The organism is Uliginosibacterium sp. 31-12, assembly GCF_030548425.1.
GTDB lineage: Bacteria > Pseudomonadota > Gammaproteobacteria > Burkholderiales > Rhodocyclaceae > Uliginosibacterium > Uliginosibacterium aquaticum.
This window is the reverse complement of record NZ_JAUOOA010000008.1, coordinates 30,833-47,078: the sequence shown is the minus strand read 5'-3', so window position 1 is coordinate 47,078 and position 16,246 is coordinate 30,833. Positions and strand designations below refer to the sequence as shown.

16 protein-coding genes are annotated in these 16,246 nt (G+C 63.6%); 7 read left to right on the top strand and 9 right to left on the bottom strand.

Going from position 1 to position 16,246, the window contains the following annotated elements; genetic code table 11:
- Nucleotides 1–96 precede the first annotated feature (96 nt).
- The 3 genes from aceA (at nucleotide 97) to Q3Y64_RS14885 (ending at nucleotide 2,838) form a co-directional block, all read left to right on the top strand.
- A complete protein-coding gene (aceA, locus tag Q3Y64_RS14895) occupies nucleotides 97–1,401 on the top strand; it encodes an isocitrate lyase (RefSeq protein WP_101943274.1) in 1,305 nt (434 codons plus the stop codon).
- A gap of 108 nt (nucleotides 1,402–1,509) precedes the next feature.
- The gene (locus tag Q3Y64_RS14890; protein WP_303563018.1) at nucleotides 1,510–2,379 is read left to right on the top strand and encodes a DMT family transporter; all 870 of its coding nucleotides are present in this window, start codon (nucleotides 1,510–1,512) and stop codon (nucleotides 2,377–2,379) included.
- A gap of 75 nt (nucleotides 2,380–2,454) precedes the next feature.
- The gene (locus Q3Y64_RS14885; RefSeq protein WP_303563017.1) at nucleotides 2,455–2,838 is read left to right on the top strand and encodes an STAS/SEC14 domain-containing protein; all 384 of its coding nucleotides are present in this window, start codon (nucleotides 2,455–2,457) and stop codon (nucleotides 2,836–2,838) included.
- Nucleotides 2,839–2,906: 68 nt separating this feature from the next.
- Here the strand turns inward: Q3Y64_RS14885 and Q3Y64_RS14880 are convergent, their stop codons facing one another.
- The 7 genes from Q3Y64_RS14880 to msrA all read right to left on the bottom strand — a co-directional run bounded on the left by Q3Y64_RS14880 (nucleotide 2,907) and on the right by msrA (nucleotide 12,267).
- The gene (locus Q3Y64_RS14880) at nucleotides 2,907–4,475 is read right to left on the bottom strand and encodes a SpoIIE family protein phosphatase (RefSeq protein WP_101943271.1); all 1,569 of its coding nucleotides are present in this window, start codon (nucleotides 4,473–4,475) and stop codon (nucleotides 2,907–2,909) included.
- 2 nt (nucleotides 4,476–4,477) lie between these two features.
- Nucleotides 4,478–5,380: a response regulator gene (locus Q3Y64_RS14875; protein ID WP_101943270.1), complete on the bottom strand. Its 903-nt coding sequence runs from the start codon at nucleotides 5,378–5,380 to the stop codon at nucleotides 4,478–4,480.
- A complete protein-coding gene (locus Q3Y64_RS14870) occupies nucleotides 5,377–9,444 on the bottom strand; it encodes a PAS domain-containing protein (RefSeq protein WP_303563014.1) in 4,068 nt (1,355 codons plus the stop codon). Before Q3Y64_RS14870 ends, Q3Y64_RS14875 begins: the two co-directional genes overlap by 4 nt.
- 173 nt (nucleotides 9,445–9,617) lie before the next feature.
- Entirely contained in the window at nucleotides 9,618–9,977 is a 360-nt protein-coding gene (locus tag Q3Y64_RS14865; protein ID WP_101943268.1) for a sirohydrochlorin chelatase, read from the bottom strand.
- A 9-nt stretch (nucleotides 9,978–9,986) separates the two neighbouring features.
- Nucleotides 9,987–10,763, bottom strand: coding sequence for a ThiF family adenylyltransferase (locus tag Q3Y64_RS14860; RefSeq protein ID WP_101943267.1), 777 nt, complete (start codon nucleotides 10,761–10,763; stop codon nucleotides 9,987–9,989).
- Nucleotides 10,742–11,689, bottom strand: coding sequence for an MBL fold metallo-hydrolase (locus Q3Y64_RS14855; RefSeq protein WP_303563011.1), 948 nt, complete (start codon nucleotides 11,687–11,689; stop codon nucleotides 10,742–10,744). Before Q3Y64_RS14855 ends, Q3Y64_RS14860 begins: the two co-directional genes overlap by 22 nt.
- Nucleotides 11,686–12,267: a peptide-methionine (S)-S-oxide reductase MsrA gene (gene msrA / locus Q3Y64_RS14850; RefSeq protein ID WP_303563009.1), complete on the bottom strand. Its 582-nt coding sequence runs from the start codon at nucleotides 12,265–12,267 to the stop codon at nucleotides 11,686–11,688. The genes Q3Y64_RS14855 and msrA overlap by 4 nt, the downstream gene beginning before the upstream one ends.
- A 435-nt stretch (nucleotides 12,268–12,702) precedes the next feature.
- On the opposite strand from msrA, the gene Q3Y64_RS14845 reads away from it, so the two are divergent.
- Together Q3Y64_RS14845 and Q3Y64_RS14840 are read left to right on the top strand one after the other, a co-directional pair.
- Nucleotides 12,703–13,548 (top strand): putative RNA methyltransferase, encoded by an 846-nt coding sequence (locus Q3Y64_RS14845; protein ID WP_303563006.1) that lies wholly within the window; start codon nucleotides 12,703–12,705, stop codon nucleotides 13,546–13,548.
- An 11-nt stretch (nucleotides 13,549–13,559) separates the two neighbouring features.
- The gene (locus Q3Y64_RS14840) at nucleotides 13,560–13,895 is read left to right on the top strand and encodes a GlpM family protein (RefSeq protein WP_303563003.1); all 336 of its coding nucleotides are present in this window, start codon (nucleotides 13,560–13,562) and stop codon (nucleotides 13,893–13,895) included.
- Between the two features lie 53 nt (nucleotides 13,896–13,948).
- Here the strand turns inward: Q3Y64_RS14840 and Q3Y64_RS14835 are convergent, their stop codons facing one another.
- Nucleotides 13,949–14,395, bottom strand: a complete 447-nt coding sequence (locus Q3Y64_RS14835) for a DUF2846 domain-containing protein (RefSeq protein ID WP_101943262.1) — start codon at nucleotides 14,393–14,395, stop codon at nucleotides 13,949–13,951.
- A gap of 199 nt (nucleotides 14,396–14,594) precedes the next feature.
- Nucleotides 14,595–15,161, bottom strand: a complete 567-nt coding sequence (locus Q3Y64_RS14830; protein WP_101943261.1) for a hypoxanthine-guanine phosphoribosyltransferase — start codon at nucleotides 15,159–15,161, stop codon at nucleotides 14,595–14,597.
- A 140-nt stretch (nucleotides 15,162–15,301) separates the two neighbouring features.
- Here Q3Y64_RS14830 and Q3Y64_RS14825 point away from each other — a divergent pair, with 140 nt between their 5' ends.
- Nucleotides 15,302–15,589: a phosphopantetheine-binding protein gene (locus tag Q3Y64_RS14825; protein ID WP_101943260.1), complete on the top strand. Its 288-nt coding sequence runs from the start codon at nucleotides 15,302–15,304 to the stop codon at nucleotides 15,587–15,589.
- Nucleotides 15,590–15,595: 6 nt separating this feature from the next.
- Nucleotides 15,596–16,240: a hypothetical protein gene (locus tag Q3Y64_RS14820; RefSeq protein WP_303562999.1), complete on the top strand. Its 645-nt coding sequence runs from the start codon at nucleotides 15,596–15,598 to the stop codon at nucleotides 16,238–16,240.
- Nucleotides 16,241–16,246 lie beyond the last annotated feature (6 nt).

The following is a 16,246-nucleotide window of genomic DNA, read 5'->3' as shown; positions in this document are numbered from 1 at the left end:
TTGCTGCCATGCACAATCCGCTTTCCTATAGTGGATGAGCGCCGGCCTTCACCCCAACACCCATGGCCGGCCGCTTCACCCGACAGGAGAGCCGCCATGACACGCAAAGCACAGATCAGCAAACTGGAGCAGGACTGGAGCAGCCACCCGCGCTGGAAGGGAATCAAACGGGGCTATACGGCTGCCGATGTCGTCAATCTGCGCGGCTCAGTGGCTGTAGAGCACACTCATGCCAGGCTGGCGGCGGAGAAGCTGTGGGCGCTCATCACTGAAACCCCCTTCGTCAATGCGCTCGGTGCTTTGACCGGCAATCAGGCCATGCAGCAGGTCAAAGCCGGTCTCAAGGCGGTCTATCTGTCGGGCTGGCAGGTGGCGGGAGATGCCAACCTCGCCGGCCAGATGTATCCGGATCAGTCCCTCTACCCGGCCGACTCGGTTCCCGCCGTGGTACGCCGGATCAACAACACCTTCACACGCGCCGACCAGATCCAGTGGTCCGAGGGCAAAAATCCTGGCGACGAAGGCTGGATCGACTACTTCGCTCCCATCGTGGCCGATGCCGAAGCCGGTTTCGGCGGCGTGCTGAATGCTTTCGAACTCATGAAGGCGATGATCGAAGCCGGGGCGGCGGGCGTCCATTTCGAGGATCAGCTGGCCTCGGTGAAAAAGTGTGGCCACATGGGCGGCAAGGTCTTGGTGCCCACTCGCGAAGCGGTTGCCAAGCTCGTCGCCGCCCGGCTCGCGGCTGACGTGATGGGCGTACCGACGCTGGTGGTCGCACGTACCGACGCCGAAGCGGCGGATCTGCTGACCTCCGACGTCGACCCCAACGACCTGCCTTTCTGCACCGGTGAGCGCACCATCGAGGGCTTCTACCGCACGCGCCCGGGGCTGGCCCAGGCGATTTCGCGTGGTCTGGCCTACGCGCCTTACGCAGATCTCGTCTGGTGTGAAACCGGCAAGCCGGATCTGGCCTACGCCAAGGCTTTCGCAGAAGCCATTCACCAGAAATTCCCGGGCAAGATGTTGGCCTACAATTGCTCGCCTTCCTTCAACTGGAAGAAGAATCTGGACGACACGACCATCGCCAAATTCCAGAAGGAACTCGGCGCAATGGGCTACAAGTTCCAGTTCATCACCCTGGCGGGCTTCCACAGCCTGAACTACTCGATGTTCAACCTCGCCTACGGTTATGCCCGTCACAGCATGCCAGCCTTCGTCGAACTGCAGGAAGCCGAATTCGCCGCAGCCGAACGCGGCTTCACGGCGGTGAAGCACCAGCGCGAGGTGGGCACCGGCTACTTTGACGTGGTCACCCAGGTAATCGAAGGCGGCCAATCCTCCACCACCGCACTGAAGGGTTCGACCGAGAACGAGCAGTTCTTCGAAAAAGCCCACTGAGCCACTGAAGCGACTGACCGGAGCCGCGTACGGCTCCATCTGAACGCGCTACCCTTACCACGGCGCCGGGCCCCCGGCGCCGTTTCCGTTTTCCCCGGATCAATCACGATGCACGCACTGTGGATGCTGTCTGCCTGTTTCCTGTTTGCCACCATGGGCGCCTGCGTCAAGCTGGCCGGCGGGCATTTCAATGCCGGGCAGACGGTTGGCATGCGCGGCCTGCTGCCTTTGCTGCTGATCGGCGCCTGGGTCTTCTGGCATCGCCTCAGCCTGGCCAGCCCGCACTGGAAGAGCCACCTGTACCGCTCCACCGCTGGCAGTATCGCCATGCTGATGTATTTCGCGGCCATCGCGCGTTTGCCGCTGGCGACCGCCGTCACCCTCAACAACTGCTCGGCATTGTTCGTGGCGGCGGCGGTCGCCCTGCGCCAGCCTCCCCCGCGAGCCGTGAGCGGTGCACTACTGCTGGGCTTTGCCGGAGTGGTGCTGGTACTGCGCCCGACCTTCACCCCCGAGCAATGGGCCGGCGGCCTGCTCGGGTTGGGCTCGGCCATCTTCGCCTGCATCGCCCAGCTCAATCTGCGCGAGCTAGGGCGCGCCGGTGAACCCGAGTGGCGCACGGTGTTCTTCCTGTCCGCAAGCAATGTCGTGCTGGCCGCACCGCTGGCCATACTGCAACCCTCCAGTCCGCTGGAGGCAGGCCCGATTGAATGGTGTTTCCTGCTGACCGTAGGTCTGTGCGGTGGACTCGGGCAGCTTGCGCTCACCCGCGCCTTCAAGCTCGGACGCGCCATCATCACCGCCAGCCTTGGCTACACAACGGTGATCTTCTCCAGCCTGTACGGTGCGTTGCTATGGCATGAACACATCCCGCCACTCTCATGGCTGGGCATGCTGCTGATCATCGTTACCAGCCTTGTCATCACCCGTCCGGCCACTTGGGCAAGGGCGCAAGACGCGCATGGCAAGGGCTCCTGAGCATTTCTATAGTCAGGACAGGAGCCCCTCACCGAGCGTGATGCTCCACACAAGAAACCGCCCGAGGAGCCCACCATGATCACCACCGACGTTCTGCCTGACCGCGTCGAGATGCGAGCCTATGGCACCCTGACCCTAGCCGATTGCAAGACTTTCGAGGAACTCTCGGATTACCGCGTCCGATTTAATCATCCGGTCGACCTGCTGATCGATCTGCGTAGCATGACCAGCTGTTCACTGGATGTGGCGATGGAAGAGTGGCGCTATGTGCGCGCCCACCAGAGCGACTTTGGCAAGATCGCCCTGCTGACCGACGATCAGCTGGTGAGCTGGTCTGCCTGGGTATCGCAATTCTTCACCGAGGCCGATATCCGCATCTTCGAGAGCGAGCGCTCCGCCCGCCGCTGGCTGGACAAGGACAGCCAGCTCGAAGATCTCGCGGATGGCGAGTTGCACTAAGCAGCGCCAGCCCCCGGCCGCGCCGGCCAAAGCCGGCGCTGATCCAAACAGTGGAATACCGCCGCCGATCAGACCGGCAGGTCCAGCAACAGCATGGAGATATCGTCGTGCCCGGCAAGCACGTCCAGATGCCGGCGCAACTCGACCTGCAGGGCGTCCAGACGTCCCTCGACCCGGCTTGAAGCCAGCGCAGCGAGCACACCCTCATAGCCGAACTCCTCCCCCTTGCCAGAACAGGCCTCGATCAGGCCGTCCGAGCACAGCAGAAGCTGCGACGCCGTATTCCACTCCAGCGGTGTGATGCTCACTTCTTCGGCTTGCCAGACTTCGATGCCCAGCGGCAGCTGGTCCGCCCGATAGCGCGCCAGCAACTGGCCATCCGGAGCAACCTGCAGCACGTCCGGCACGCCGCCCTGCCACATCTCGCCACGCCGATGCTTCTGGTCCAGCACCAGCACCGCAGCCGACACGAAACGCCCGCGCGGCAGCAATTCAGCTAGGGTGTTGTTGAGCATCAGGATCATGCGCCGCAGGGGCACGTCATCCTCCACGGCACGATAGAAGTCGTTCACGATCGCCAGCCCGCTCATGGCTGCCGCCAGGCCGTGGCCGGTGGCATCGGCGAGCATCGCGTAGAGCTTGCCACTGCGCGAGCGAGCGGCCAGCACGATATCGCCCGAGAAGCGCTGAGTGGGAATCACCGCCTGCTGCACGCCACTCTGCTCCAGGGCGTCACGACGGATGTGGCGTTCCATGATGTCCTTGGCCAGTTCGGCCTCGGCTTCGGCTTCGTCGTGATACTGCTGCAGCCGCGCGGCGTTTTCGGTGAGCTGGCGGCCGACGCGCTTGCGTTCGCTGATATCACGCACCACAGCAATGAAGAGTCGCTCTTCGGCCAGTGGCAGTTCGGTGACGCAGATTTCACAGGGGAACATGCGGCCATCGGCACGCCGCCCCATCAGCTCCTGAAGGCTGCCGATGAAATCAGGGTCGCGCCCCTCAACGCAGGCACGGAAGTGACGTTCCCAGCTACCTTCACCACTCGGCTCACGCAGATGGTTGCGCAGATCAGAACCCGGCAACTCACCTTCGCTGCGCCCGAAAATGGTGGCGGCCGCACGGTTGGCGTCCACTACACAGAAACCGGCATCGAAGGTAATTATGCCGTCGATCACGGCATCGGCGATCGCGGCCTCCCTGCGCTGCGACTCTTCGCGGCTGACCTGGAACTCCAGCGCCCGCGACAGGTTGCGCATCTTGGCCGCGAACATCTGGTAGGACAGCGGCTTGGTCATGAAATCATCCGCACCGGCTTCCAGCCCGCGCGTGATGTCGTACTCGGCATCCATCGCCGAAACGATCACGATCGGCACCCAGCGGTCGCTGCGCAGCATGCGGATGCGCTCGATGGATTCGAAACCATCCATCTTGGGCATCATCAGGTCCATCAGCACGATGTCCGGGCGCTCACGCTCGAAGAGTTCAAGCGCCTGTTCGCCGTCCTCCGCCATCAGGGTTTCGAAGCCCAGACGGACCAGATAGGCGCGCAGCAGGGCACGGTTGGCCTGGGTATCGTCCGCAATCAGAACACGGAAGGAACGCTGGGCATTGGCAGGTTCCAGATTGAGGTCGAGCATGCTCACTCCTCGTCCTGCCCACGTTCAAAAAGCACTTCAACCACATTACCCTTGCCGGTATAACGCAGCTCGGTAAAGGCCACTTGGCGCGAAACGGCAATCCCGCGCCCGTTCGGTGCGAAGGCGCGATCCGGTGCGATATGCAGGAAGGGCTCCCAGTCGAAGCCCTCGCCCTCATCCGCGATCACCACCCGGCTGTGTTCGGCCTCCTGGCGCAACTGCACGCTCACGCGCTTGCCCTGGTTCTCAGGCAGCGCCTGGCGACGTAACACCTCCTCCAGCCAACGATCCTCGCTCTTCAAACGGGCCTTGGTATTGAAATCGATCCCCAGATTGCCGTGCTCGATGCCATTGACCAGCAGTTCAGCCAGCCCCATGGCCACCGCATCGGCCTCCTTGGCCGACAGTGACAGCAAACCGGCGACCGACTCCGCCTCTTCCAGCGTATGCAGCACGAACTGCGCCTCGTTGAGCAACAGCACCGCGCGCGAATGGTTGGCCATGCGCTGCGAAACGTCGGCCCAGCGTGCGCGGTCGTGCAGGGCTGCGCGCACGATGGCGAGCAGGGCTTCGGAGCGGAAGGGCTTGGTCAGGTAGTAATGAGCGCCGGCGGCGAGGCCTTCGCTGACCTGCTCGGGTCCGGCGGCCGCAGTCTGCATGATCACCGGCAAATGTTTCATGCGCGAATCGGCCTTGATCCGCTTGAGCATCGATAGCCCATCCAGCCTGGGCATCATGCGATCCATCAGAACCAGATCGAAATCGTAGGGGCGCTCGTCAAGCGTGGCCCAGGCCAGCTCGGGGTCTTCATAGAAACTCAGCTGATAGCCCGTATCGGCGAGGTATTCGCCGATGATTTCCAGATTCAGGGGCTCGTCATCGAGCACCATGATCGATGCACTCATGCATCCTCCTCATTAGCTGCCGCGGGCGGCAACACTTGACTCTCCAGCGGCAGGCAGACGATGAATTCGCTGCCCCCACCTACCCGATTGCGGGCCCGGATCTGCCCACCATGCGCCTGCACGATCTCGCGGCAGATGGCCAGCCCCAGTCCGGTGCCTCCGGCAGCCGCGCGATTACGGCTGCTCTGCACGAATTTGTCGAACACCTGCTCCAGCTCGCCGGCCGGGATGCCTGGCCCTTCATCGGCGATCACGAATTCCAGCCCGACCACCCCGGGGGCCCCTCCCAACCGGGTGGCGCGGATGCTCATGGTAATGCAGCTGCCTTCAGGCGCGAACTTGGAGGCGTTCGAAAGCAGGTTGCGCAGCACCTGCCCCATGCGCACCGCATCTACCGCCAGCGGTGGCAGCCCTCTGGCGTAATCGCGCACAAGACTCATGCGCCGGGCCGCCAACAGAGCTTCAAACTCGCGCGCGGCATCATCCAGCAGGCGCGCCAGCGACTGCACCCGTAGTTCCAGATGCATGCGCCCGGCTTCGAGCTTGGCCAGATCGAGCAATTCATCGAGCAGGCACAGCAGGCGCTCGCCGCCGTCTGCGACCCGACTGAAGTATTCCTGCAGACGCTCGGGCGGCACTTCCCCGCAGCGCGCGTTGCCAAGCCGCGCGAAGCTCAGGATGGCGTGCAGTGGCGTACGCAGCTCGTGCGACATGTGCGCGAGGAAGTCCGACTTCGCCGCACTGGCGCGCTCGGCCAGCTCCTTGGCGCGCAGCAGGTCAGCCGTCTGCTCCAGCACCAGCTCGCGCAACTGATCGCGGTGGCGCAGAAGCTCTGCCTCGGCCTGCTTGCGCGCGCTCTGATCCGAAATCAGTACCCAATAGTTTTCCTCTTCTGCACCGGCCCCCACCATCACGCCGGAAAGACTCACCGGCAAACTGTGTCCATCACTGTGCTGGAGCACCAGCTCCAGTGGCTGAAGCACGCCCTTGCGGCGAAACTCCTGCAGGTGGGCTTCGATCCGCTCGCGCTCGGCAGCGGGCAGCAAACTGCGGTAATCCCGCCCGAGCAGGCCAGCCTCGGGCAGGCCAATGAACTGCTGCAGGAAGGGATTGACCTGCAGGAAGCGACCTTTGCTGTCGCAGCGCGCAATCCCTAGCGGGGCATTGCGCACCAGGGTATCGAGCCGCTCCAGGGTCTTGCGCGACTGCAACTCGGCCGCACGCAAAGCGGTGAGATCCTGGTTGATGCCGATAATCACGCGGCGCCCATCCACATCCCGCGCCAACTTCTTGTGCAACATGACCTGGTGGCTGTGTCCCTCGGCATAGCTGAGTTCCACCTCGACACTGAACACGTCGCCGCCATCGCGGGCCAGCAACTCTGCATCGAAGGCTTCCACCGCCTGCGCCTGCGCTGCCGGCACAAAAGCGCCCAGGCGCTGGCCAGCAATCGCACTGCGCGCCTGGCCAAGCTGCTCGGCGTAGGCCTGATTCACCATCACGTAGGTGAGCGCCTCATCCTTCACATAGGTGGCAAACGGCAGCATGTCGAAGACCGTTTGCAGGAATTCACGCATACGTGTCTGGCGGGCCAGGCTGGCGGTGAGCTCGGCCTCCTTCTCGGCCAACTCGGTCACGTCGCTGTTGGAAGCAATGATCAGCGGGCCGCCATCCGGATCGAGGCACACGACCTTGCGCAGCAGCACCCGGTGCAGCTTGCCATCCGCATAGCGCAGCGGCACTTCGCGCTCGGTAGTAATGCCCGGCCCGAGGGCGAACAGCTCATCATCCGCCTGCACGGTCTGTTCAGCCACTTCAGGCAGGTTGAAGTCCCAGGTTGTGCGCCCGACCATTTCCTCCGCCCGCAGGCCGTTGGCCAACCCAAGCGCCCGATTGGCCATGACGTAGACATGCTGACGATTCTTCACAGCGATCGGGTTGGGAATGGCGTCGAACACATCCTGCATGAAACGATTGATGCGCTGCAGACGCTCCTCGTGGCGATGCTGGGCCGACACATCGAGAAAGGCGCTGACCACCAGTGGCTGCCCTTCCGGATCGCGGCACACCCGCACGAAGAGCCGCATGCGCCGTGCGTGACCATCAGGCCAACGCATGTCCTGCTCCACCTCACCGATCTGCCCCGCGGGCCGGCTCAGCTGTTCAGCCTCCAGTTGCTCGATGGCAGCCCCCAGGGTGGCATCGAAGAGTTCGCTGGTCTGGGTGCCAAGAATCTCACCGGCCGACAGATCGAGCATGCGGGCATAGGCACGGTTGCACATCACATGACGATGGGCATGATCCTTCACCGCCACCGGATGCGGCAGGGCATCGAAGACTTCCTGCAGATAGCCCCGGGTGCGCGACTGGCGGGCCAGCGCCTCGCGCAACTCGCTCTCCAGCGCCCGCATTTCGCTGACATCGAAAGTCACCCCGATCACCACCGGTTCGCCCTCGGCCCCTACACCCGCGACCTTGCGGATCAGGGTCTGGTGTGGATGACCCGAGGCATCGTAGAGCACGTGTTCGCTCTCGATCACGGCGCCTTCGGCCAGGCCACTGAAGATGGACGCTTCCTCACGTTCAACGGCTTCGGCCACGCCGGGCATGGCGTAATCGGCCGAGCGGCCGCCAATGATCTGCTGCACGCTACAACCGTGAAACTGGGCATGAGCACGGTTGGTCATCAGGTAGCGATGCTGCGCATCCTTGACGAAGAGCGGGTGCGGCAGCGCATCGAAGACCTGCTGCAGGAACTCGCGCAAGCGCGTCTGCTGCGCCAGAGCCTCGCGCAGTTCGACCTCGGCACGGCGCACACCGGTGATCTCGAAGTTGGATCCAACGATGATGCGGCTGCCATCCACGTTGGTACAGGCCGCCTTGGTCACCGTCCAGTAACGCTTCATGCCGGTGCGCTTGTCCGGGATACAGTCTTCCTTGTAGATCACTTCGCCTGCCAGAACACGCCGATCCTCGGCTTCGATCTCGCTGCCGATTTCAGCGCCGAACAACTCGCTGGAGGACAGCCCGATCATGTCTTCGGCATGCAGCCCCCACTGCTCGGCGATCGCATCATTGACCATCAGGTAACGGCTCTCGGCATCCTTCACATACACCGGATGAGGCATGGTTCGAATCAGCCGCTGCACAAAGGCTTCCACGTTCATCGAGAGCTCGCCCATGCGGCGGGCGTAGTCCCGCACGGCGGTCTGGTCCTCATACGCGGTTACCACCACACGGCGACCATTGCGGTCTACACAGCGACTCTTGGTGATGCGCAGGAACTCACGACGGTGCACACGGCTGAGTTCGACCCAGTCCTCCAGCGCATGCGAGCGGCCAGTTTCCAGGGTGAGGCGATCCAGTGCTTCGAGGCGCTCGGCCAGATGCCCGCCCACCAGTTGCGCGGCGCGCTTGCCATTGGCCTCGCCCGGACGCAAATCCATGACCTGGCAGAATGCTCCGTTGGCCAGCATGATCAGGCCGTTCTCGTCCTTCACCGACACTGGCAAGGGCAAGGCGTCGATCACGCCCTCCATGAAGGTTTGATAAAGGGCGCGTTCGCGCGACAGCTCGACCTCTTCGGTTACATCAGACAGGGCACCGGTAAAGAAGCGGCGATCCAGCGCCACGCTGGCCTGGACCCGCAACCAGCGCTTGCGCGCACCTTTAGGGGTAATCGGGAACAGCTCGTCGAAGCGCCCACCTTCCTGCCAGGCATCCCGCACCGCCCAGATCAAGCGGCGGCGCTGCTCGCGGTTAAGCTGGCGCAGCAGCACACGGATCGGCGAGCCTTCGCCGCTCACGCGCCGCCCGAGCAACTCCAGCGCGCGCTCGGAACAGAACAGCGCGCGATCCTGGGCATCGTATTCCCACACGCCATCCTGAGTCGCCTCGATCACCCGCCCCAAGCGCGGCTGGGTCAGCGAAAGATCAGCCTCGAGACGCGCCACGCGGGCCTCTGTTGCACGCAACTGCAGGCGCTGGCAGTACAGCAGGGCGGCACCTCCAGCGCCCAGCGCAAACAGCAAACCCCAGGCTGGACCTGTCAGCCAACCCAGCACACCTCCACCGACAACCGCGCCTGCATAAGCCGCACGCACCCAGCCGAGCGCACGGCAAGGGGCAGGTGCGCTGACGGGACAAGAAACGGATCGGGAGCAGAAGTTCTGCATGGGCTGAGTACGGTAATACGGCCGGGAGCGGGTCGCCTGAACCTGCCCCCAAGGGACGCCGACTAGCCGGCGAGCACGACCTCGGCCATCGCATCAAGAACAGACTGCGCCTCGCCGAGCACCGGTTGCAGGCGGATATCCAGCGCAGGATGGCGAGCACAGGCCGTTTCCAGCATAGCCGGCACATCCCGCCGCACATGGCCGCCCTGGGCCAGGAACACCGGCACCACCGCAACATCGGTGGCCCCCGCTGCCGCCGCGGCATCGATCGCCTCGGGCAGGCTGGGCGTCATGAACTCAAGGAAGGCCAGGCGCACGTCCGCCGCCGGGCGGCGCGCCAGCACCGCTTCACGCAGACGCTGGAGCGGACGCGCCCATTCCGGATCACGGGCGCCATGGGCAAACAGGATGATGCTGTGCATGGTTCAAACCTAAGAAAGAAGACGCAAGGCTGCGGCTGCGGCAAAAAAACCGAACGGCGCCGTCACGCACACTGCGGAGCCGTAACCCGCACAGGACAAGCCTTGTGGCGCGTCGACCGGCTCGCCGCTCTCGCAGACTACCGGACGCTGGAGCGGCTCGCTGGAATAGATCGCGGTGATACCGAACTTGCGCTTGGGATCCTTCGGAAAGCCATGCTCCTTGCGCAACTGGGCGCGCACCCGGGCCAGCAGGGGATCCTGCTCGGTACGGGATAGATCCGCACTGCAAATCAGCGACGGATCCTGCTTGCCACCCGCCCCGCCAGCCATCACCAGCGGCACGCCCTGCGCCACGCACCAGGCGGCCATCGCCACCTTGACGCGGGTCTGGTCGATCGCATCGACGATCAGATCATGCCCACCCAGCAGCTCCGCCAGGTTTTCCGGCGTCACAAAATCCTCCACGCAGCGCACTTCGCAAGCGGGATTGATAGCCAAGATGCGCGCACGCATCGCCTCCACCTTGGCCATCCCCCACACAGGGTCCAGCGCATGGATCTGCCGGTTGGCATTCGATTCGGCCACCATGTCCAGATCGATCAGGGTCAACTGGCCCACGGCGCTGCGCGCCAGGGCTTCGGCGACCCATGAGCCGACTCCGCCAATGCCCACCACACACACTTTCGCCGCCGCAAAACGCTGCGCCGCCGCCTCGCCATAGAGGCGCCCCACGCCACCGAAACGGCGTGCCTGATCGGCCCCGTTCAGGCCCTGTTCTTCAGCCATACCTGCAAACCCTGTGCGTTCAGTTCCAGATCGGTGGCATACAGCGCCACCGCCTCATTGCCTTGCAGCGCCCAGCCCTGCTCCGAGGCCTCACGCCGCAACAGGGATTCCAGCGCGGCGCGGATCAGCGCCCGCTGCATGTCTTCCGCCACATTGGCAGCGGCTTCGGCGATCTCCACAAAGGCGTCGAGCAGACGCTGCAGATCGGCCGCCAGCCGGGTCAAATCCGTCACCCGGCTGTAATGCGTGAGATACATGCAGGCCGGCTTCCGCGCCAGCATGCGCGCGATCGTGGCATGCATCGCGGCCGGCTCGAACTGCACCGGCGTGGTCGCCGGGAAAATAAAGGCCCGACCCGCGCGATCCGTCTCGCGATAGGAGAGGCCAAAGGCGTCACCGGAAAACCAGCCTTGCGTGCACGTATCGAAATAACACACATGGTGGCGCGCGTGCCCCGGCGCGTCGATCACCTCGACGCGCCGCCCGGCCAGCTCGATGAGCAACCCGTCCGTGGCTTCCAGCACACGCCCGGCCGGCACCGGAACCAGTTCGCCATAGGCCTCACGCGCGAAGGCTTCGCCATACACGGCGACGGTGCCTGCCCACAGCTTCGAAGGCTCGATCATGTGCCGCGCCCCACGCGGATGCACCACCAGACGGGCGTTCGGCAGCACCTGCATCAGCGCCCCGGCTCCCCCCGCGTGATCCAGATGGACATGCGTCAACAGCAGCCAATCCACGGCCTCTGGCGCCAAACCAAGCGCCGCCAGCGCTGCCAGGACACGCGGTACCGAGTGCGCGGTGCCGCTTTCGACCAGCGCGGCGCGGCCACCCTCGACGATCAGGTGCAGAGCATCCATGCGCGGGCGCAGATAGCCGCTATCGATGGCGTAAATGCCCATCCCGAGCGCTTCGAGATCCTTCATGCGTCGTTTTTCAGGAGATTCGCGAATTTCGCGCGGAGTTTGCCAAGCTTGGGCGCAATCACGAAAACGCAGTAGCCCTGCTGTGGATTGCGGCGATAGTAGTCGTGATGATAAGCCTCAGCCGGGAAGAATTCGCCGGCCGCCACGACTTCCGTCACGATCGGCGCACTATAGGCATCCGCCTGCTGCAGCGCGTCTAGCAAGGCTTGCGCCGTGGTCCGCTGCGCCTCGTCCAGCCAGAAGATCGCCGAGCGGTATTGGCTGCCCACGTCATTGCCCTGGCGATTGAGCTGGGTCGGATCATGCGTGGCGAAAAACACTTCGAGCAAGTCGCGATACGTGAGCAAAACGGGATCAAAGCGCACCCGCACCGCCTCCGCATGACCAGTTTGGCCACTGCAAACGGCTTCATAGTTGGCGGTGTCTGACAACTCACCGCCGATATAGCCCGGCTCCACCGCCAGCACTCCACGCAAGGGCGCAAATACCGCCTCAGTGCACCAAAAACAGCCTCCCGCCAGGATCGCGAATTCGCCTGAAAGGCTAGCGCTGGTCCCAGAAAACGCTCCACTCGTCATATCTCACCCCTGCTGGCACGTAATTGGAATTTGTTGTCTGACAAGAAAGCCATAGAATTCACCAAAATCACCCCACTTAGTTTACGGGCGAAACGAATTCAAGGCAGAATGCTCCTGAATCCGAAGTAAAGCACGTGGCCGGGGCGCCCGGCGTGCCGACCACGTGTAGTGCTGCCGTTCCGGTTTTCACAGAGGCCGCTACGGGTCTGTCTCCAATCTGTCCTATTTGGCCGTTACCGACCGGTAACGGCCACTTTTTTGCCCGCACGCCGCGCAGGACCTGCGTGCCCGCGGTGGGGCGACACCGAATTCGAGTTCGAAGGCCCGCGCGGCTCGACCTAGTGGAAGCCCCCTGCGCCGAGTGGGTAGAATCCTCTCCGCCCACTCCCCTCACCGCAGCATCCTGGCAAGCCGCTTGCCATGAACACGAATCCGATGACCCCCCTCCCATTTCAGGCGCTCGCCTGCCCGCTCGATGGCCATCCCCTGCAGCACAAGGGCGCAGCCCTGTGCTGCGCCGCTGGCCACAGCTTCGATATCGCCAGCCAGGGCTACACCAATCTGCTGCCGGTGCAGAACAAACGCTCGCTGGATCCGGGCGACAGCAAGGAAATGGTCGCCGCACGCCGGCGCTTTCTGGAAGCCGGCCATTACGCTCCGATCGCTGCAGCGGTCAGCCAGGCCATTTTGGCCGGGCAGTCGGCGGACACGCTGGGCTGCCTGGATGCCGGCTGCGGTGAGGGCTATTACCTGCGCCAGCTGGCAGCAGCGGCAGAGCGCGAGGGTCAGACGCTGGCCCTGCTGGGCCTCGACATCTCGAAGTGGGCCGTGCTGGCGGCAGCCAAGCGGGACAAGCAATCGACCTGGGTGGTTGGCAGCAATGCCGCCCTGCCGGTGCTGCCCGCCACGCTGGATCGGGTGCTGTGCATGTTCGGCTTCCCGGTCTACACCGAGTTCGCCCGCGTCCTCAAACCCGGCGGTTTCCTGTTGCAGGTGGACGCCGGGCCGGACCATCTGCGCGAGCTGCGTGAAGTCATTTACCCCAGCCTCAAACCGCCCCGCAGCGGCGAAACCCTCACCCCGACAGGCTTCACTGCGCCCACCAGCAAAACCCTCAGCTACCGCGTGAAGGTTTGTGGCACCGAGCAGATCGCCGACCTGCTAGCCATGACGCCACACCTCTACCGCGCCACGGCGGAAGGCCGTGCCCGCGCGGCGGCGCTGACCGAAATCTCGCTGACGGTGGATGTACGGCTGACCCACTTCGGGCGGGAAGCTTAAAGGCCAACACTATGCTTGCCCTGCTCCTCAAAAGCCTTCTCGGAGCCGCCGCAGTCCTGCTGATCGCCCTGCTGTCGCGCTCGCAGCATTTTTTTGTGGCCGGGCTGGTGCCGCTATTCCCGACCTTCGCCTTGATCGCCCATTACATCGTCGGCTCCGAGCGCTCTGCAACCGATCTGCAGACCACCGCCCTGTTCGGGCTATGCTCGCTGCTGCCCTATGCGGGCTACCTGCTGGTGGTGTACTGGCTAAGCCCACGCCTGGCGCTTGCGCCCACCCTGATCAGCGCCACCCTCGCCTGGTTCGTGCTGGCAGGCGCATTGCTGGCGCTCTGGAACGCCCGCTAACAAAAAAGGCTCCTGCAACAGGAGCCCTTTCCATTCCTACACTCAGCGAGGAATTACTTCGCGCCTTCGATCAGCTTGCACTCGGCAACACCCGCCTTGCCCTGGGCTTCGTCCACCAGGTTCAGTGCCGAGCGGGCCATCCAGATCCCCATCTTCACTTCCTGCCACACAAAATAGTTTTTCCCAGCTACCACATCAAACTTCAGCTCGGCATCGTTCTCGGCCTTGGACACGATGGTGTGCGAACCGGCTGCGACCTCCTGCTTGATGTAGGTCTTTGCAAGCGTGTCCCCCACGATCTTGCCGTCCAGCACGACCGGCATCTTGACCGCACCGCCAAGGTTCTCGTTGCGGTAGATATAAACGTTTGCCTTGTCTGCGGTCACGGCGAAGCTCTTGGCGGCGGCATCCTGCTCGGGGGTCGCCATCGGCACGGAAGCACAGCCCGTCATGAGGGCTGCGGCAGCAAGGAAGCTACAGGTAAGAATGCGACGAATCATGGTTTCTCCAGTTTATTGATGGTTTTGCTCTGGCGCAGTCACGCACTTGCGCGGCCGCACAGTAGCAAGTCACCCGCAGGCTCTTGCCCACAAAAATCAACAAAACAGTACAAAATCATTAAAAGCGTTGTAAAAAACAAACGCCGGCAAAAACCGGCGTTTGTTTTTTTACCCCGCATTCGGGGGGCCATCCTGAGGCTCAGTGCCCCTTGAGCGCATAGATCCCCGGCGCATTGCGCCAGTAGCCCTTGTAGTCCATGCCGCAACCGAAGAGGAAGCGGTCAGCCACGTCCAGCCCGGTAAAGTCGGCGCGCATGCCAGGGTAGGCCTTGCGCTCGTGGAGCTTGTGCACCAGCACCGCGGAATACACCTCAGCGGCGCCTTCGGCTTTGAGGTGCTCGAGAATGGCCTTCAGGGTGAAGCCTTCGTCGAGGATGTCATCGAGGATCAGCACCGTGCGGCCACGCAGATCCTGGGTGGGGCGCACACGCCAGTCGAGCAGGGTGCCGTTGAGGGCATGGCCGTAGCGCGAGGCATGCAGGTAGGCCACTTCGAGCGGGAAGTGGAGCTTGGGCAGGAGACGCCCGGCGAGCACCAGGCCACCATTCATCACGGTGAAGACCAGCGGATCGCTCTCGCCCAGCTTCTCGGTAATGCGCCCGGCCAGGGCGTCCAGCGCGGCCTCAACCTGCGCGTTGTCGACCAGGCAATCCGCCTCGGCCATCGCCAGCTTTGCATCGCGCAGGTTTTCGTTATGCTTGTCCATGGGGTCTGCCCTCAAATCCGGAAAGCAGCCGATTCTACCCTGCGCCTGCCGGCGCTGGCTGCGCCCGACCAAGCTTGGCTGATCTGGCTCAGCCCGCCGCCTGTATAATTGTTGATTGACCTTTTACTTCCTTTTGCACCATGAGCCAGCAAGAACCCGCAGCCAGCGATGCCGCCCTCGAACGCGAGGTGGCCGGCATGATCGTCGAAGCCCTGAATCTTGAGATCAGCGCAGACGAGATCAAGGCCGAAGAGGCCCTCTATGGCGATGACGGCCTCGGCCTGGATTCGATCGACATTCTCGAAGTGGCGCTGGTCGTCTCCAAGCGTTACGGCTTCCAGCTCAAGGCGGACAGTGAAGACAACTTCCGCATCTTCTCCTCCTTGCGCAGCCTCGCGGGCCATATTGCCGCCAAGCGTACGAAGTAAGTCGTGATGAGCGGCATGCAGTGGCTGCGCACCGGGCTGATCGCCGTGGTGGGCGCTGCTTACCTGTGGCTGGGGCACCAGGCTTCGATTTCCAGCGATCCGCCGCTGCTGAGTCTGCTGATCGGGCTGGCGCCGCTGTCGGTCAGCGCCCTGCTGCTGGCCTGGGCCAGCCGCTCGCCGTGGCTGCTCGGGCTGTGCGTGGCAGCGCTGCTCGCCATGCTGCTGAAGCTGGATTACCTGCGCGCCAATACGGCCTGGGTCTACTTCATCCAGCATGCGGGCATGCACGCCATGCTCGGGGTGATGTTCGGCCGCACGCTCGGCCACGATCACTCGGCGGCGCTGTGCTCGCAGGTTTCGCGCGTGGTGTATGGCAACGATCTTGATGCCGCTTTCTACCTCTACACCTGGCGCGTCACCGTGGTGTGGACTGCCTATTTCGCACTCACCACCCTGCTCTCGGTGCTGCTGTTCTGGCTCGGGCCGCTGGCGTGGTGGTCGGTATTTGCCAACCTGCTGACCCCGGTGATCATCGGGGCGATCTTCGTGATCGAGTTCGCGATCCGCCAGCGCACCTTGCCGCGCAATCGCCACGCCAGCATCGCGCAGACCATCAAGGCCTACCGCGAATACTCCCAGCGCAAGCAGTGAGGAGCC

Excerpts from the sequence above, each read along its gene's own strand:
- aceA (WP_101943274.1), top strand. The coding sequence starts at position 97 with ATGACACGCAAAGCACAGATCAGCAAACTGGAGCAGGACTGGAGCAGC.
- Q3Y64_RS14890 (WP_303563018.1), top strand. The coding sequence starts at position 1,510 with ATGCACGCACTGTGGATGCTGTCTGCCTGTTTCCTGTTTGCCACCATG.
- Q3Y64_RS14885 (WP_303563017.1), top strand. The coding sequence starts at position 2,455 with ATGATCACCACCGACGTTCTGCCTGACCGCGTCGAGATGCGAGCCTAT.
- Q3Y64_RS14880 (WP_101943271.1), bottom strand. The coding sequence starts at position 4,475 with ATGCTCGACCTCAATCTGGAACCTGCCAATGCCCAGCGTTCCTTCCGT.
- Q3Y64_RS14875 (WP_101943270.1), bottom strand. The coding sequence starts at position 5,380 with ATGAGTGCATCGATCATGGTGCTCGATGACGAGCCCCTGAATCTGGAA.
- Q3Y64_RS14865 (WP_101943268.1), bottom strand. The coding sequence starts at position 9,977 with ATGCACAGCATCATCCTGTTTGCCCATGGCGCCCGTGATCCGGAATGG.
- Q3Y64_RS14860 (WP_101943267.1), bottom strand. The coding sequence starts at position 10,763 with ATGGCTGAAGAACAGGGCCTGAACGGGGCCGATCAGGCACGCCGTTTC.
- Q3Y64_RS14855 (WP_303563011.1), bottom strand. The coding sequence starts at position 11,689 with ATGAAGGATCTCGAAGCGCTCGGGATGGGCATTTACGCCATCGATAGC.
- msrA (WP_303563009.1), bottom strand. The coding sequence starts at position 12,267 with ATGACGAGTGGAGCGTTTTCTGGGACCAGCGCTAGCCTTTCAGGCGAA.
- Q3Y64_RS14845 (WP_303563006.1), top strand. The coding sequence starts at position 12,703 with ATGACCCCCCTCCCATTTCAGGCGCTCGCCTGCCCGCTCGATGGCCAT.
- Q3Y64_RS14840 (WP_303563003.1), top strand. The coding sequence starts at position 13,560 with ATGCTTGCCCTGCTCCTCAAAAGCCTTCTCGGAGCCGCCGCAGTCCTG.
- Q3Y64_RS14835 (WP_101943262.1), bottom strand. The coding sequence starts at position 14,395 with ATGATTCGTCGCATTCTTACCTGTAGCTTCCTTGCTGCCGCAGCCCTC.
- Q3Y64_RS14830 (WP_101943261.1), bottom strand. The coding sequence starts at position 15,161 with ATGGACAAGCATAACGAAAACCTGCGCGATGCAAAGCTGGCGATGGCC.
- Q3Y64_RS14825 (WP_101943260.1), top strand. The coding sequence starts at position 15,302 with ATGAGCCAGCAAGAACCCGCAGCCAGCGATGCCGCCCTCGAACGCGAG.
- Q3Y64_RS14820 (WP_303562999.1), top strand. The coding sequence starts at position 15,596 with ATGAGCGGCATGCAGTGGCTGCGCACCGGGCTGATCGCCGTGGTGGGC.